At 41.4% G+C, this 15,664-nt stretch carries 16 protein-coding genes and 1 pseudogene; 6 read left to right on the top strand and 11 right to left on the bottom strand.

Annotated elements, in window-relative coordinates:
- Positions 1 to 55: 55 nt before the first annotated feature.
- From V3C97_RS01140 to V3C97_RS01130, 3 genes are all read right to left on the bottom strand, one after another.
- Complete coding sequence (locus V3C97_RS01140) at positions 56 to 1,009, bottom strand: hypothetical protein (RefSeq protein WP_338434296.1); 954 nt, start codon at positions 1,007 to 1,009, stop codon at positions 56 to 58.
- A 69-nt stretch (positions 1,010 to 1,078) separates the two neighbouring features.
- Entirely contained in the window at positions 1,079 to 1,843 is a 765-nt protein-coding gene (locus tag V3C97_RS01135) for a YibE/F family protein (RefSeq protein WP_009555575.1), read from the bottom strand.
- On the bottom strand, positions 1,840 to 2,937 hold the full coding sequence (locus V3C97_RS01130) for a YibE/F family protein (RefSeq protein ID WP_338434295.1): 1,098 nt from the start codon (positions 2,935 to 2,937) through the stop codon (positions 1,840 to 1,842). Before V3C97_RS01130 ends, V3C97_RS01135 begins: the two co-directional genes overlap by 4 nt.
- A gap of 298 nt (positions 2,938 to 3,235) precedes the next feature.
- Here V3C97_RS01130 and V3C97_RS07815 point away from each other — a divergent pair.
- Positions 3,236 to 3,510, top strand: a pseudogene (locus V3C97_RS07815) (transposase); the annotation flags it as partial.
- Positions 3,511 to 3,601: 91 nt separating this feature from the next.
- Here the strand turns inward: V3C97_RS07815 and V3C97_RS01125 are convergent.
- Positions 3,602 to 5,161, bottom strand: coding sequence for a mucin-binding protein (locus V3C97_RS01125; RefSeq protein WP_338434294.1), 1,560 nt, complete (start codon positions 5,159 to 5,161; stop codon positions 3,602 to 3,604).
- A gap of 492 nt (positions 5,162 to 5,653) precedes the next feature.
- On the opposite strand from V3C97_RS01125, the gene V3C97_RS01120 reads away from it, so the two are divergent.
- Positions 5,654 to 6,439, top strand: coding sequence for a biotin--[acetyl-CoA-carboxylase] ligase (locus V3C97_RS01120; protein WP_027826482.1), 786 nt, complete (start codon positions 5,654 to 5,656; stop codon positions 6,437 to 6,439).
- Here the strand turns inward: V3C97_RS01120 and V3C97_RS01115 are convergent.
- Positions 6,431 to 6,895: a low molecular weight protein-tyrosine-phosphatase gene (locus V3C97_RS01115; protein ID WP_338434293.1), complete on the bottom strand. Its 465-nt coding sequence runs from the start codon at positions 6,893 to 6,895 to the stop codon at positions 6,431 to 6,433. The two genes, V3C97_RS01120 and V3C97_RS01115, sit on opposite strands and share 9 nt — an antisense overlap.
- 118 nt (positions 6,896 to 7,013) lie before the next feature.
- Here V3C97_RS01115 and V3C97_RS01110 point away from each other — a divergent pair, with 118 nt between their 5' ends.
- The gene (locus tag V3C97_RS01110; RefSeq protein ID WP_009555585.1) at positions 7,014 to 7,523 is read left to right on the top strand and encodes a YbhB/YbcL family Raf kinase inhibitor-like protein; all 510 of its coding nucleotides are present in this window, start codon (positions 7,014 to 7,016) and stop codon (positions 7,521 to 7,523) included.
- Positions 7,524 to 7,617: 94 nt separating this feature from the next.
- On the opposite strand, the gene V3C97_RS01105 is transcribed toward V3C97_RS01110, so the two are convergent.
- Complete coding sequence (locus V3C97_RS01105; protein ID WP_338434292.1) at positions 7,618 to 8,457, bottom strand: aldo/keto reductase; 840 nt, start codon at positions 8,455 to 8,457, stop codon at positions 7,618 to 7,620.
- A 10-nt stretch (positions 8,458 to 8,467) separates the two neighbouring features.
- Positions 8,468 to 8,695, bottom strand: a complete 228-nt coding sequence (locus tag V3C97_RS01100; RefSeq protein WP_009555591.1) for a hypothetical protein — start codon at positions 8,693 to 8,695, stop codon at positions 8,468 to 8,470.
- A 139-nt stretch (positions 8,696 to 8,834) separates the two neighbouring features.
- Here V3C97_RS01100 and V3C97_RS01095 point away from each other — a divergent pair, with 139 nt between their 5' ends.
- Both V3C97_RS01095 and nagB read left to right on the top strand, forming a co-directional pair.
- Entirely contained in the window at positions 8,835 to 9,509 is a 675-nt protein-coding gene (locus V3C97_RS01095) for a YczE/YyaS/YitT family protein (RefSeq protein ID WP_009555593.1), read from the top strand.
- Positions 9,510 to 9,600: 91 nt separating this feature from the next.
- Positions 9,601 to 10,305, top strand: coding sequence for a glucosamine-6-phosphate deaminase (gene nagB, locus V3C97_RS01090; protein ID WP_216543854.1), 705 nt, complete (start codon positions 9,601 to 9,603; stop codon positions 10,303 to 10,305).
- Positions 10,306 to 10,708: 403 nt separating this feature from the next.
- Here the strand turns inward: nagB and V3C97_RS01085 are convergent, their stop codons facing one another.
- The 3 genes from V3C97_RS01085 to purR form a co-directional block, all read right to left on the bottom strand.
- The gene (locus V3C97_RS01085) at positions 10,709 to 11,692 is read right to left on the bottom strand and encodes a ribose-phosphate diphosphokinase (protein ID WP_009555597.1); all 984 of its coding nucleotides are present in this window, start codon (positions 11,690 to 11,692) and stop codon (positions 10,709 to 10,711) included.
- Between the two features lie 109 nt (positions 11,693 to 11,801).
- Positions 11,802 to 13,220, bottom strand: a complete 1,419-nt coding sequence (gene glmU / locus V3C97_RS01080; protein ID WP_268889820.1) for a bifunctional UDP-N-acetylglucosamine diphosphorylase/glucosamine-1-phosphate N-acetyltransferase GlmU — start codon at positions 13,218 to 13,220, stop codon at positions 11,802 to 11,804.
- A gap of 142 nt (positions 13,221 to 13,362) precedes the next feature.
- Entirely contained in the window at positions 13,363 to 14,196 is an 834-nt protein-coding gene (gene purR / locus V3C97_RS01075) for a pur operon repressor (protein WP_009555600.1), read from the bottom strand.
- Positions 14,197 to 14,408: 212 nt separating this feature from the next.
- Between purR and ispE the strand changes: the two genes are divergently transcribed.
- Complete coding sequence (ispE, locus tag V3C97_RS01070; RefSeq protein ID WP_009555602.1) at positions 14,409 to 15,269, top strand: 4-(cytidine 5'-diphospho)-2-C-methyl-D-erythritol kinase; 861 nt, start codon at positions 14,409 to 14,411, stop codon at positions 15,267 to 15,269.
- A gap of 116 nt (positions 15,270 to 15,385) precedes the next feature.
- Here the strand turns inward: ispE and V3C97_RS01065 are convergent, their stop codons facing one another.
- The gene (locus V3C97_RS01065) at positions 15,386 to 15,634 is read right to left on the bottom strand and encodes a Veg family protein (protein ID WP_009555604.1); all 249 of its coding nucleotides are present in this window, start codon (positions 15,632 to 15,634) and stop codon (positions 15,386 to 15,388) included.
- Between the last annotated feature and the right edge of the window lie 30 nt (positions 15,635 to 15,664).

Here is a 15,664-nt window from a genome sequence, read left to right as displayed (position 1 = left end):
AACTTTCCCCACGTCTCATTATTGTTATTATATTTAACCCCGCTACGCCAAGCCACTAATTAATCGGCTTATATTCCCCAGTGATTTCATCCATTTTCTGGGCCTTGTGGGTATTGCTATCGTATGTGTACAAACCTTTCAGGTTAGAAATAGTAGATGCCCCGGTACTAGTATGCCGGATTTCAATCTGATAAGTCGTAGCTGTTAGTTGTTGCACGAAGTATTGGTCTCCATTAACCTGTGGGACCCCCGTAGCTGCTCTGAACTGTTGGATAATCCCTGCGCTCGTTGGTTGTGCTACCTGACTGGAAGCTGAGGCCACTTCAGCATTGGAGGCCGACTCGATACTTCGTCCAGTTTGTTGCGCGTATTGTGAGCTGACAATCTTAGAAGAACGAGCATTAGCATAACTGGCTTGTTTAGCTGCTTCTTTTTCTTGCTTATCTTCAATCTTGTCTTTGTACTTGGAAGCTTGCTTTTGAAGGCGGGCTACCGTTACGTACTTATCATTTAACGAGTTCAGTGCTTGGAGACTACCGCCTGCTGCTTCATATTTCTCAGCTTTGTAATACCGCTGAATTTCCTTGTAGTAGGTATTGGCCAGTGTTACTTCTTTAGCTTCTTTTTTTACTGCCTTAATCTGAGTTAATAATTCCTCAGGTCGAGAAACATCTTGGAGCTTATCGAGTAACTTTTCTGCACGGGTAACTTCGTTAGCATCCAATGCCTGTTCGACACCCACTAAGGTCCGCACATTGTTACGTAATTGGACTACCTTAGTGGAAGTTTTACTAGTCACATTAATTTTTTGAAGCTCATCATTGGCTTTGGAATTAGAGCCATCAGCCAAATACTTCAATGCTTTTTGATACCGATTGTTGACGTAGGATTGCGACTGCGTATTGACTTTGGCATCGTTCTTAGTGCCTCCACTAGCTGAACATGCCCCTAAACTAAAAACAGTTAGTAAGGCAACAATTCCTGTTGCTACTTTCTTTTTCTTTAACACCACAGATCCCTCCCTTTGGATCAACTTTTTACACTTAAATTGTACCATGGATTTATATAAATCCATAAGTTAACGGTCAGTTTTTCGCAGACTATTTACTTTCCGCCCCATAAGATAAGTAGTTATCCAGATCACCGCAATAACGGCAATTGCGGAATAAAGCACGAGCATGCACTCCCGAACGAAAATCTTGGCATTGAGATAATATCCAAAATTTGCATCTAATTTATACAACAAGACAAATAAGGATAAGTCACCCCCGAACATCCCAAAGAATAAGGTATTGAACGTCATCCCCATGATCTGAAAACCGATGTTACGCCCACTGGTAAATAACTCGCTGAGACTAATATGGGGCTTGTTCTGGATAACTTCTTCTAAACCTGAAGCTACTGCAATTGCGGCTTCAGCAATCGCCCCCAAAGTACTGAGAATTGTTACTGCGGCGGTAATTGCACTGAAATTCACTCCAATCAAGAGGTTAAAAGCTTCAATCTCTTCTGATTGTTCATTGCTAAATCCTGCAACCATTGCCCAATGATCAAAGGGAATAATTATCACTAACATCGCACCAAGAACTAGCAAAGTAGCTAAGAAAGCCACGTTAGTTGCCCGTTCATCGTTATTTCCCATATAAATAGTTATAGCGAGAATACAAATTCCCATAAAAGCACTGACCGCCAACGGAGGAAAACCACCTGCTATTAGGATCACAGTAAGAAAAAGCAAGCAAAAGTTAAAGGCGACACTGATAAAAGAAACAACCCCACGTTTGCCTCCAACAATTGCCATTAAAACTAACAAAATTAATGTCAAGACGGTGATTGAATTCATGCTTTTTCCCTCCCTAAAACAAGCGTTGCCAAGAAACTTGCCGTTGGAATCACCAACACAATCCCAATGGCGGAAATCAATGCTTGGGCTAAGCCTAAAGCCATTGTCCACTCAAAGGTATACGCAATTGAATTACCGGTCCGAAGGTAAACCACCGCCATAGTGATTTCACCGGCAAAAAAGATCAGTAATAATACATTAATCAAAGGCCCCATGATGGCTTTACCTACTTGTTGCCCCGACTGGAATAATTGTCGCTTAGTGATCTTAGGCTCTGCCCGTTTCAATTCAAATAAGGTTGCCACAATATCCGTTGCTGCATCCATAACTGCCCCCAATAATCCAATAACTGTCGCAGCAAAGAAAAGCTGTTCTGGTGCTTGAGTGGCAAAATCCAGCGCTTCATAATGAATGCCACGATTGCCGGTTGCCTGTAAGATGGCGTAGCCGAGTACCAAAGCTATCGTTACTCCAAGGAAAATAGCAGTGCAAACTACTAAGCTTTGCTTGTTCCACCCAATCACAAGTAACACTGACAAAAGCGTAAACAGGAAGGCACTTAGGGCAAATAACCAGAAGAAATGGTTTAAATTTAACTGGACATCAAGCTGAATAAAGAACAAGAATAGCGCAAAATTCAATGCTACCGATAAGAGAGCACGTAATCCTTGCAAATGCATTGTAACTATTAGTAAGACAATAACCGTCCAAAATAGCATCGCTAGTGTTGTGTCTCGCTTCAGGTTATCAAATTGCCAAACTTTCCGCTTGCCATCATAAGTCACATTCAAAAAGACTTGCTGGTGAGGTCTTAAGCTCTGGTCTAAGCCCCCTGATTGTGAATATGTATGGCGAATCGTCACCAAGTCTCCCTGATATCTACCATTAATAATTCGGAGCGTAACTTGTTGCCGGATTTCCTCATCATGATTGTGATATGAATCTGTGGTCGCTTCACGGTGAGTTGTGGTCACTGTTTCAATACGACCAACTGGTTGGCGATACATAAAAGCATCATGCCTGGTGAAAAAGAATAAGGCTAGTCCACTCATAACGATAAATAAGAACATCCATAATGTTTTTCTATTTTTCATTTTTATACTAGCAATGCATTGTCTGTTACTAACAACACTAATTGCCCCTCCTTTCGTAAATTCACCAACGTCACTTCACTTTCATTGTACACTTTAACGAAGAATTGAGTTTACACGTTACTTAAGGTTTTAAATTATTTAACCTTGCCAATATTCTCTGCCGTGAATTTACACTCTAAGTGCATCACAAATATAAAAAGACCCATAGCAGGTACAATGTTTAATGACCAAATAAAACATACGAAATACCCACTATGAGCTATAATCAACTTACTATATTTGATCGATATGTTTTTCTAGTATCGACCCAGAATTTGTTCGTTCACTAACTTTAAACCATGGAACAGAATTCCTTGATTTAGATGCAATAGCTGAACGCCTAGGGACGTTAGTATATTGGCCTGATCAGTATTCACCAGAACAACGTGGTGCTAAAGCGAACTGATCTTGATAATTATACGGACCAAGAGATAACTGAATGGTAAAAGCAACTTAATCCTCGTCCCCAAAAAAGTCTTAAATTATTTGACTGCTAATGAAGTTTTATTTAATGAAGTGTTGTACTTAGTTTGACAATTCGCCACAAACAAAAAGAACGATGTCTTTTTAATTACATCGCTCTTATATATTTAAATAAAATTAAGCTATATCGTCATAAGACCATTTAGCGCTTACGGATAAATGACCATGCTCCAAGGAAAGAGGTCAATATTAAACCAAGAATTGAGTAGATTGTTATCTCTTTATCTCCAGTTTGCGGAAGCTTTTCCTGAGCATTTTTGTTATCAACATTCTGACTCGTAACCTTTGAATTAGTTGCTATCTTATTCGAGATAATACCACTTTCCAAACCTATTGTTGCATTACCAGGCGTAATCGGATTAGTTGGTGGCTCAATCGGTTTACCTGGTGTAGTTGGAGGATTAATTGGCTTATTTGGGTCAATAGGTATAATTGGTGTCTCTGGTAGAACGGGTTCATTAGCCCGATAGTAAATATCAACAACAGCATCTAAACTGTCAGAAGTTACCTTGGCTGCATCAACAGAAGCAAGAAGAGCAGTGTAACCATCTAATTTAGGAGCACTGAAAGCATCCCATTGCCCCGTATTCCACGGACCATATTCTTTCTTGTCACTACCAGCAACACTAGTGTAAGTTCGTTCTAAAGTAACAGGTTGCTTAGTGGTTTGCACTTCTCCATTAGGTAAATGAACATTAATTGTTCTAGTGATGGTCTTTTCTTCCTTACCTTCAATAGGTTTAGGATCTTCCTTCTTTTTGTAAAAATATTCTTCTTTAATTAATAAAGCCTCGAAGTCATTATCACTTAAACCATATTTATCCTTGTACTTCTCATCAAACTCATCTGAAAATCTATCATAGTCATCATCATATTTTGTGTCGTCCGGAAGACCTACAACATCCAAACTTTGACGTTGTATAGGATGATGACCATCGTATAGATGATCATCGTATGTTGGATCAGTAATATCATTATTCAAAAAATCAGAAATAGATACAGAAATTGCAGGAATAACAGGCGAGTTATATCCTTCTATTGGTGGAGCTTCAAGAGCTTTAAACCCAAGTTTCGGCAATTGATCATTCTCTTTCTCATCTGAATTAAAATAAATTGAACCCAAAACTTGGTAAGGTAGAACCACTTCTGTACCATCAGGTTTAATGATAGTTACTTCACGAAAGATTGCATAGTAGTTAGCTTTTGAAGATTCTGAAGATTCTTCCTTTCTTTCGTCGCTTTCTTTTGGTTGATATTGAGAAGCGGTAGCTTGGGAATGATTTTGCTTTGCAAGCACACCCCCCTTATTATTGTTATTAATTACTGGACTACTATTTACTTGAACATTCGTTTTTGTTACTTCTGGATGTGCAGTTTTTTCCACAGTATTACCAACTATGTTACTAGTTGAAACCTTGATAGTATCATTATCTACGTTAGCAACTGTTGTTTTTTCTGTATCATCAGCTGCACTAGCAGTTGAATTTTCTTCTCCATGATTAGTAGAATTATCGGTTAAAATGCCTCCCCCTTGATTTGAAGCGCTTTCAATTTTTGGTTCTGAAGAATCAGCTATTACAGTATGCGAACTATTAATAAGAAGTATTGTTCCTCCAATGAAAACAGAAACAACACCAATAGTCAATTTACGAATTGACCACCTTTGCTTGTAATTAGTAGCAAATAGGTTATTTTTTAACATATTACTCCCTCCTTCCTATATTCCATCATTACAGTATAAGCGTTTATTTAAGTCAAAAAATAAATAGTTTTTGCGTAAAACAAACATTTATTTACCTTAATTAAATTATACTATTACTACACTTAATTATACTATACTACATTTAATATATCCACTGATAACCATTTTGCTTATCCAATGCTAGTTGGCTACTACACTTTTTTTGATAAGCCAACTTCTTTTAACTTTAGATGATTTATCGGATAGCATCTAATGTTAAAAATTATTACTATGCATAGTTTTAGTAATCCTTACAAAATTAGCTATCACAAGCTCGATAACATCAATATAATTATCCCTCGCTAAAGTAAGAGAATTACTCCCATTCATTATTAAACCTATAAAGTATTCTACAGGAGCTAATGTTCGAATTACTAAACAACTTTTAATTTAGCAAAGATTTCATTATAATAAACAATAAAAATTATTGAATGTATAAGGAGACCACTCAATATGAAAAAAGACCTTATCCCAATTAATCCGTATACCATTCAGCAAGCACTACCCCAGCTTAAAATTCACTATTATCCTGAAATCGCATCAACTAATCAGCTAGCCAAACAGCTCATCCTAAATAATAAAGGCCAACAAGTCCAAGTAGTACTCACAAACCATCAAACCAAAGGGTATGGTCGCCATGGACGTCCTTTTAGTTCACCGGCTACGGGTGGCATCTATCTGACCTTAACTCTTCCCGTAACTACTCATGACTTGACCAGCCCGGGACTGTTCACAACGGCCGCTGGAGTCGGGGTCGTCCGAACCCTAACTTCAACTCTTCACCAACCAGCACAAATCAAGTGGGTCAACGATGTTCTCGTTGATGGCAAAAAAGTCTGTGGCATTCTCAGCGAAGTTGTTTTGAATACCGATACCAACCAAGTACAAGGAATCGTTTTGGGAATTGGTATTAACTATTTAAGTAAAATTAATGATTTCCCATCAGAACTCCACGATCGTATCGGAACCTTAGCTCAGATTGCCCAAGCTACTCAATGCTCAAGTACCACCTTTACGATTGCCCTCCTGACCAATGTTCTTGCAGCTTTAGCTGATCGAACTAATCCCAAGTTGATGACAGAATACCGCACATACTCAGTTGTAATTGGTCATGAAGTCACTTTAAATTTAGGTAATCAAAAAATCACCGGACGTGTGCAAGACATCAACGATCAAGGAGAGCTAGTCCTCACATCGGGTGCCGTCTTTAGTGCCGGTGAAGTGGTTAAATTACGCTAATTGTTTAGTGATTAGGTCCAGCCAATAAGGAAGGGCTTGGTCCAAGTCTTGGTAGGTTACAGTAAAGTTTCCGGTATACCACGGGTCAGCAACCTCGTGCCCTTTTTGCCCTGGAACAATATCAAATATTTGATAAATCTGCGCAGTAGTATCAGCCGGGGCTATTCGTTGCAGGTCCCGGCGGTTATTTTCATCCATACAGATGATATAGTCGCTTTCGTAAAAATCGGCGGTTGCAATCTGCCGCGAAACTAAACCTTGAGAAGATAAGCCGTGCTGGGCCAATATCTTCTTGGTACCGGGATGAGCCGGATTTCCTACTTCTTCATTGCTAGTAGCGGCCGAATCAACCACTACTTGGTTAGCAAGCCCCGCTTGGGCGACCATGGCCGTAAACATTGCTTCTGCCATCGGTGAGCGACAGATATTGCCCAAGCAAACAAATAAGATTTTCATAGTTTCTTGCCTCACTTTGTTGTCTTTTCTTCATTTTACCATCTGCTACGCTGGTAATTTGCCTGGTTTTGGTACAATTATAGTGATAAGAATTCAATTCTGAAAGGATGGCATGACTATGCAAATTAATGTCCCATTAACAGATGGTCTTTTAGCTGACAAATTTGGTAAGTTCGCTGGCCCTGCTGACTTAAAGGCCGACCACCCGGTCCGGTCTTTTCCAATCGAAATTACCGATTTACCAAAAAATACTGTATCGTTAGCCTTAGTCTTTATTGATTTTGATTCAACCCCTGTTTGCGGATTCACCTGGATCCATTGGCTAGCTGCTAATATCCCGGCTGACTGGACAACCATCCCTGAAGATGCTAGTCGGACCCTGGCTAACCAGTTTGTCCAAGGGAACAATTCCAACGCTGGCCGTTTGGTTAACGGTGATCCAGCGATCACTACCGGCTACGTTGGTCCCCAACCACCGGATACAACCCACGACTACACCCTGACTGTCTATGCCCTTGATCAAGAACTCGATCTTAAAGAAGGTTACTGGCTAAATGAATTTCGTCGGGCTGCTAAGGGGCATATCCTTGCCCAAGCTCAACTCGACCTGCCAAGCCGGGCAAACTAATAATTACACTAAGAAGGAGGCTGGAAAATTTTCAGCCTCCTTCTTATGCGCTAATGTTACATAAATAACTCGGAAAACAATCCCAAGATTATTGCTAGAATTCTTCGTATTCCCGCGGATCCTGATTCTTATTCATCCCATCTGGACGGTCCAGGGCAGAAATCCGCTTTATCTCATCCGTTGAAAGCTCAAAGTCAAAAATGTCTAAGTTAGTCAATTGATGGTGAATACTATTAGCCTTTGGAATAACCCCAACTCCTAATTGTAATTCCCACCGTAAAATGGTCTGGGCTACCGACTTGTTGTGCCGTGTAGCAATTTCTTGAATCACTGGTTCTTGCAAGACAGCATTGGCCCGACCTAAGGGGCTCCATGCTTGGGTCAAGATGTGGTGATCATTATTGTACCGAACTACATCTGGCTGCGACCAGTATGGGTGGAGTTCAACCTGATCAACTGCTGGTGTAACCCCCGTTTCGGCAATCAGTCGGTCGATGTGCTCTGGCAAAAAGTTGGAAACCCCGATTGACTTCACTAATCCAAACTTTTGGGCCTGGATTAGGGCCTGCCATGCCTCAACATAGTGGCCTTGCTTAGGGTTAGGCCAGTGAATTAGGTAAAGATCAAAATAGTCCAACCCTGATCGGTAGAGCGACTCCTGAATCGTAGCCAGAGCTTCATCATACTTGTGGTGGCGTCCTGGCAACTTAGAAGTGATAAATAACTGTTCCCGCGGAACTGGCGACCGACGTACTGCCTCCCCCACGGCGCCTTCATTTTCATAGTTGAAAGCTGAATCCAGCAACCGGTAACCATTATTGATAGCCGCATCCACACTAATTACACCTTGAGCCCCGTTGAGCTTATAAGTCCCAAAACCCAATAAAGGGATCACGTTGCCATCATGTAATTCATAATTAGGAATCATTCGCATAGCCTCCTCGTTAGTCTGTAATACGCTTCAAAACCGCAAATTCTTTAGCTTTGGCATTCTCTTCTTTAACTGCTTGTGATTCATCAAAAACATAGTAAGGTTGGCCATCCTTTTCTTGAACGATCAGCAAAGGTTTAGCCGCCTTATGCCGATAAATCTTGGCAGCAGTGTAGGCTTCATCGAAATCAAATGAACTTGAAATCGACTGCCCTGGATTGAAAAAGATACTTTCGGACATAACAGGACCTCCTTCTATCTACCTTACAAATTCAGTATACCACGCTTGTTGACGCCACTTGTAACCGACGCATTATTTACATTCATGGCTTCCTGGAGTAGGGTTAACCCATACCTGTTTGGTAAAGGAGAGAAAGAGTATGGTAAAACAACCAGACAAAATGCACTTATTGGGGTACTTTGTCTTATCTGTCATTATTAACAGTTTGGGCAATGCCCTAACCGTTTCAATCAACTTGGGATCTGCCTTGTGGACAGCAGCCTCCGTCAACCTTGCTCAGACAACACCGGTTTCTTTGAGTTGGTGGTTATTTTTATCCGGAGCAATAGTGATCTTAACCAATATCATCATATTGCACCACTTTCAAACCAAGCGAATCATCGGTAATTTAATTTTTATGGTTCCATTTGCCTCTTTAGTTGGCATCTTTGCCCACTTTTTAGTTAGATGGGGGATCACTAGTCTACCACTTAGCTTGCGAGTCTTTTTAGATTGCTTAGGCGTTGTATTAATTGCTGTGGCAATTTCACTCTATCAACGCGTTAATTGGATGCTTCATCCGGTTGATGACCTAATGCAAATCATCCGCTTTCGTTTTTTCAAAGGCAACTCAACTGTTGCCCAGTTAGTTACCTTCACTCCCCCACTCATTGTCATTTTTGTTATCTTTGGTTTAACACACCACCTTTATGCGATTAATATTGGGACAGTTTTTGCCTTATTATTCCAAGGAACCTTGGTAGGCCTTGCAGACCAGATAATTTTTCCATCCTTAAAGCACCAGAATATTGCTAACATGTCACAAGTCGAATAAGTATTTCTCGGGTTGAAACCACTTGCATAATTGGTATAGACAGGTATATAATTGGACTATACCAAAGAGCGTAGAAAGTGAGTGAGGTTTCATGCAAATTATCAAAGTTAAAGACAGTGTGGTTGGTGGCAAGAAAGGCTTTGAGGTCTTTAAACAAGCACTAGCTAATGGTGCAAAAGTTTTCGGATTAGCCACAGGTAGTACCCCAGAAACTACTTATACTGAATTACGGAATAGTGACCTGGATTTTTCCCAATGCGTTTCACTTAATTTGGATGAATATGTAGGGTTACAACCAGATAATCCGCAAAGTTACTACCGCTTTATGCATGAACACCTATTTGATGCTAAGCCGTTTAAACACAATTATTTACCTAACGGGATGGCACCAGATATCGTTGCAGAAACGGCACGTTATGAAGAATTACTCAGTGAAAATCCGATTGATTTACAATTGCTGGGAATTGGGCGGAATGGTCACATTGGTTTCAACGAACCAGGTTCTCCATTTGATGGCAAAACTCACAAAGTTAAGCTAACTCAATCAACAATTGATGCTAACTCTCGCTTTTTTGAACATGAAGAAGATGTACCCCGTTATGCAATTTCAATGGGAATTGGTTCAATTTTGAGTGCTAAGCAAATCTTGATGGAAGCATATGGCGAAAAGAAAGCTGATGCTGTTAAGGCTATGGTTGAAGGTCCAATAACACCGGATTGCCCGGCAAGTGCTCTGCAAAAACATCCGAATGTGATTGTGATTGTGGATGAGGCAGCGGCTAGCAAGTTAAATTAAGAAGTGCTGAGCATTGCGGGTAAGAGGCGTGCTGTAAGGAGCAACTGATGGTGATGATTTTATTATCGCCGAAGTTGCTATTTACAGACGAGCCTCTTGCAATGTGAAGCACGACAATAGAAGTGTAAACCAGCTTGGGTAAAAGGCGTAGGATAACGGACACCCCGGTGAGATGATAAAGTCATCCACTGGGGTGTTGTTATCCATAGGCTTTTGAGCTGGTGAACACGTTAAGGAATAGAAGTGCTGAGTAGTGCGGGTAGAAAGCACGACAATAGAAGTGCAATCAAACTTTGCATAGAAAAAAGATGACCCCTTTGACAGGAGTCATCTTTTTTCTCTCATTCTCTTTATGCCGCTAGTATTTAGCGATAAATTATCAGTTTCTACTTAAATCCGTAGATTAGTCTTTGCAACTCCGGCGGAACCGGTTAACAAACAATGGACTAACTGGTTGGTTGTTGTGGATCCGCGTGATTGCATCACCAATCAATTCACCAACAGATACTTGGTCAACTTTATCAATCCGTTTTTCTTCTGGTAATTGGATAGAATCAGTCAAGACCATCCGCTTAATTGGAGACTTTTCAATTCTTTCAATAGCCGGACCGGAAAGAACCGCGTGGGTAGCAGAAGCATAAACTTCAGTTGCCCCAGCATCGATCAATGCTTGCGCAGCCAGAGTGATAGTTCCGGCAGTGTCGATCATATCGTCGATCAAGATACAACGCTTACCCTTAACATCACCGATGATATTCATCACTTCAGCAACATTAGCCCGTGGACGCCGCTTGTCAATGATAGCGATCGGTGCCTTCAAGAATTCGGCTAACTTCCGTGCCCGCGTTACCCCACCGTGGTCAGGGGAAACAACTACGGCATCCTTGTCTAAGCCCTTAGTCAAGAAATAATCAGCCAACAATGGTGCCCCCATTAAGTGGTCAACTGGAATATCGAAGAATCCTTGAATCTGTGCAGCGTGCAAGTCCAAGGCGATAATCCGTGATGCCCCAGCCTTTTCGAGCATATCTGCTACTAACTTCGCTGTGATAGGTTCACGTGAACGTGCCTTCCGATCCTGGCGAGCATAACCATAGTATGGAATCACAACGTTAATCGTCTTAACGCTAGCCCGACGCAAGGCGTCAATCATGATTAATAATTCCATCAAGTTGTCGTTAACAGGTGCAGAAGTAGACTGAACCAGGAACACTTCGTCCCCCCGGACACTTTCTTCGATGTTGATCCGAATTTCACCGTCACTAAAACGGTCAACTGAGATCTTACCCAATGGAACACCAACGGCAGCCGCCACTTTTTGGGCTAATGGCTTGTTGGAATTTAATGCAAAAATTTTAAGGTTGGAATCATTATATTGTTCCGACATAGCAGCCTCCAATAAAATATCTTTTTAACAATACTAGATTTATAGTAATGCATTTTCCTAACATTAACAAGAAATTGTCGCAACAATTTCACTATTGTTTAATCAATACTTATTTTCTTTCATTTTCAGCCTTATTTTTCTCTGCTTCAGCTGCTGCTTGAGCTACGGGATAACGATCAAAGTATCCCTTCTTGTTGACTTGGCGACCACGAGCAATCCCCATGTCATGGGCATCAATATCATCAGTAATTGTTGAACCAGCAGCGACATACGCATGATCTGCAATATTGACAGGCGCAACAATATTTGAACCTGATCCAATAAAGGAGTAATCGCCCACGTTTGTATGGTGCTTGTTAACCCCATCGTAGTTAACAAAGACAGTGCCACAACCTACATTAATATCATGGCCTAAAGTAGCATCACCAACATAAGTTAAGTGCCCAACCTTGGTATTTTCCCCAACAGTCGCTTTCTTAACTTCAACAAAGTTCCCGATGTGGGCGCCAGACTTGATCTCAGCTTGTGGACGCAAATGGCTATAAGGTCCAATATCAGTGTTGTCATGCATGACGGCATCTTCGATATATGAAGAGGTCACAGTTACATTGTTACCAATTTGGCTATCAATGATTTCTGAATGAGCCCCAATCTTGCAATCTGTTCCAATCACAGTCTTACCCTTCAACTGAACACCTGGTTCAATCACTGTATCATTACCGATCTTAACATCAATATCAATATAGGTACTTTCTGGATCAATCAATGTAACCCCATTACGCATGTGTTCCTCATTGATCCGCCGCCGCATTACTTTAGTTGCCTTGGACAAGGCTAAGCGATCATTAACCCCCATGGATTCTTCAAAATCATCCATTTTGTAAGCGGCCACGATCTTACCTTCTTTTTGGAACACTTCCATCACATCAGTCAAGTAGTATTCCCCTTGGGCATTATCATTTTTAATCTTATGCAAGGCTGCGAAAAGTTCCTTGTTATCAAAGACATATACCCCAGTGTTAATTTCCTTGACAGCTGCTTCTTCTTGCGTAGCGTCTTTTTGTTCAACAATCTTATTCACAATTCCAATTTCATTGCGGATAATCCGACCATACCCAAATGGATTGTCAGTCCGTGCTGTTAAAACAGTAGCTACAGCCCCTTTTTGCTTGTGATATTCAAATAATTCAGCAAAAGTTTGCGCAGTGAATAATGGGGTATCACCACATGCAATTAACGTAATGCCATCTTTGGCCCCCAAAAGCTCTTCTGCTTGTAAGACGGCATGGCCCGTCCCCAGTTGTTCTGCTTGCAACGCATACTCAGTCCGATCGCCTAAAGTTTGTTCCACAGCTTCTGAGCCATGACCGACAATCGTTACGATTTCGTCCATATTATTTGCTTCAATCTGAGTTAAAACGTGATCTACCATTGGCCGGCCACAAACAGGGTGTAAAACCTTGTACAATTTGGACTTCATCCGTGTCCCTTGACCAGCAGCCAAAATAATTGCATATTTTGCTGTCATTTTCTTCTCCTTATCTAGTTCGAACATAATTTAACGCGGTGTTTACTTGATGAACACCACCATTTTACACAATCAGTATCATATCATATTTCCCTAAGAATTAAAAAAACACAACGCCTATCCTAAACGTTGTGTTTTGACCTTATTTATCACCAAAGACTTTTTGGAGGTAATTCCCTGCACTAACCTCAATTGTCTTTTCCAGTGTATTTACCTTATCAACCTTGAGTAAGGAAGTATATTCATCAACCATCCGGTGACCACTAAAAGCAGCTTCGGCAAAAACTGTGATCCCCACCAAGTGAGAATCAAATTCTTCGATCATACTCTTCATTCCGTTGACCGTGCCGCCACCCTTCATGAAATCATCGACTACCAAAACATTACTTCCAGTTGGCAAGCTCCGTTTGGATAGCTCCATCTTTTCGATTCGGTTATTAGACCCGGAAACATAGTTAACCGACACTGTTGAGCCCTCAGTAATCTTAGAATCATGCCGGACAATCACAAACGGTACATTCAAATCAGCGGCTACACTCTGAGCAATCGGGACCCCTTTGGTTGCTACTGTCATCACAGCATCAATTTGTTGGTCAATATACTGCCGTGCAATCAAACGACCAACCCGCTTTAAAACTTGGGGTTCACCCAGCAAATCAGATAAGTAGACGTATCCTCCAGGTAACAGGCGGTCTTGTGCAGATAGCTGGTGAGCCATATCAGCAATAAAGTCGCGCGCTTCTGTCTCGGAGATTGATGGGATAAACATTGCACCACCAGCAGCGCCTGGAATGGTTTTGAGAACCCCAATCCCCCGATATTGAAATGTTCTCTTAATAATTGCTAAATCTTCACTGATCGAAGACTTGGCTGATTCATACCGCTTGGTGAAAAAAGTTAATGAAATCAGCGTATGTGGCCGTTCCATCAGGTAGTTAGTCATATCAATCAAGCGATCACTTCTACGTATTTTCATTTTTCCCTCCTATAAGCGTTGTTTACGGATTGATTATACGGCATTTTTCGTCATTTGCCTATCTTTTTGGCTGAAATAAATAAAATAATTCGTTTTTTGGTTAAAAAAGATAGTAACTTGTCCGGTAAATGATAACGAACGTTACTTCTTTTAAATTTTCAATCTTATCAGTATAATAAAATTAATATTATTTCGCGAAAGGATGATGATGGATGGAGATTTCCGAAAAAGCTCCGGCCAAGCTCAACTTGAGCCTTGATACCCTGTACCGGCACCACACTGGTGACCCTGAATGGGACATGGTCATGACTGCAATCGACTTGTCTGACTACGTGACCATTACTACTAAAGAGACCCAAAGTTCACCCCAAATTACGGTGGAAACCGACTCGGGCTTTTTGCCTTGTGACCAACGGAACCTGGCTTTTCAGGCGGCTGCTACCCTGAAGAACAAATTCAATATTCCCCACGACGTCAAAATCCACATTAAGAAAAATATCCCGGTAGCTGCGGGCATGGGGGGTGGCTCTGCAGATGCCGCTGCCGTCCTCCGCGGTCTCAATAAGCTCTGGCAACTGGGGCTTTCGCACAAGGAACTCGCCCAAATTGGTTTGCAAATCGACTCGGATGTTCCTTTCTGTGTCTACAGCCAAACCGCACGGGTCTCCGGTCGCGGTGAGGTCATTACCCCCCTTGAGCCTTTACCACCACTCTGGTTGGTAGTCGCTAAGATCAAGGCTAGTGTTTCTACCCCCCGCATCCTCCGCCAGATCGATTATGAAGAACTCGATCACCAAAACACCGATGCGGTAGTGGCAGCCATTCAAAATCACGACCTGGCAGGGATCTGTGCTAATATGGGTAACTCCTTAGAAAGAATCACATGTGCGCAACACCCCGAAATCCTCAAGATCAAAGAAACCATGCTCAAATCCGGCGCTCTGGTTGCGCAAATGAGCGGAACTGGTCCGACCGTTTTTGGGATTTGTCGAAAGCAAACCCAAGCTAATCATGTTTACAATAGTCTACGAGGCTTTTGTCAAAACGTCTACGTTGTCCGCCCCTTACGCTAACCACAATTCACATCTGCAATAAAGATGGCAAGCTAAGAATAAGTGTTACATAACAGTATTCTTAGCTTGCCATTTTTTGCTAGCAACCTAGCGCTTATCTTGAAGACGATAAAGGATTATTCTTCATCACCAAAGTAATCGTCAAAGTTTAATTCAATACTCTTAGTTAAAATATCCGTGTACGTAAAGGATACCGTTTTAACCGCACTATCATCTAATTCAATGATGAAGACGCGGGGGAATGTCTTGGCCAAAACGCCGTGGCGTCTAGTAACCTTTTTTCTACCGGCTTGGGATGTGATGGTTAACTTAGAACCAATCCGTTCGTCCAGCCGCTTTTTAATGTTTTCCAATGAACTTGGCATAAAATTCACCTCTACTGTGCTCTCACTCTA

The organism is Ligilactobacillus saerimneri, assembly GCF_036689625.1.
Classification (GTDB): Bacteria; Bacillota; Bacilli; order Lactobacillales; family Lactobacillaceae; genus Ligilactobacillus; species Ligilactobacillus saerimneri.
This window is presented reverse-complemented; position numbering and strand designations above follow the sequence as displayed.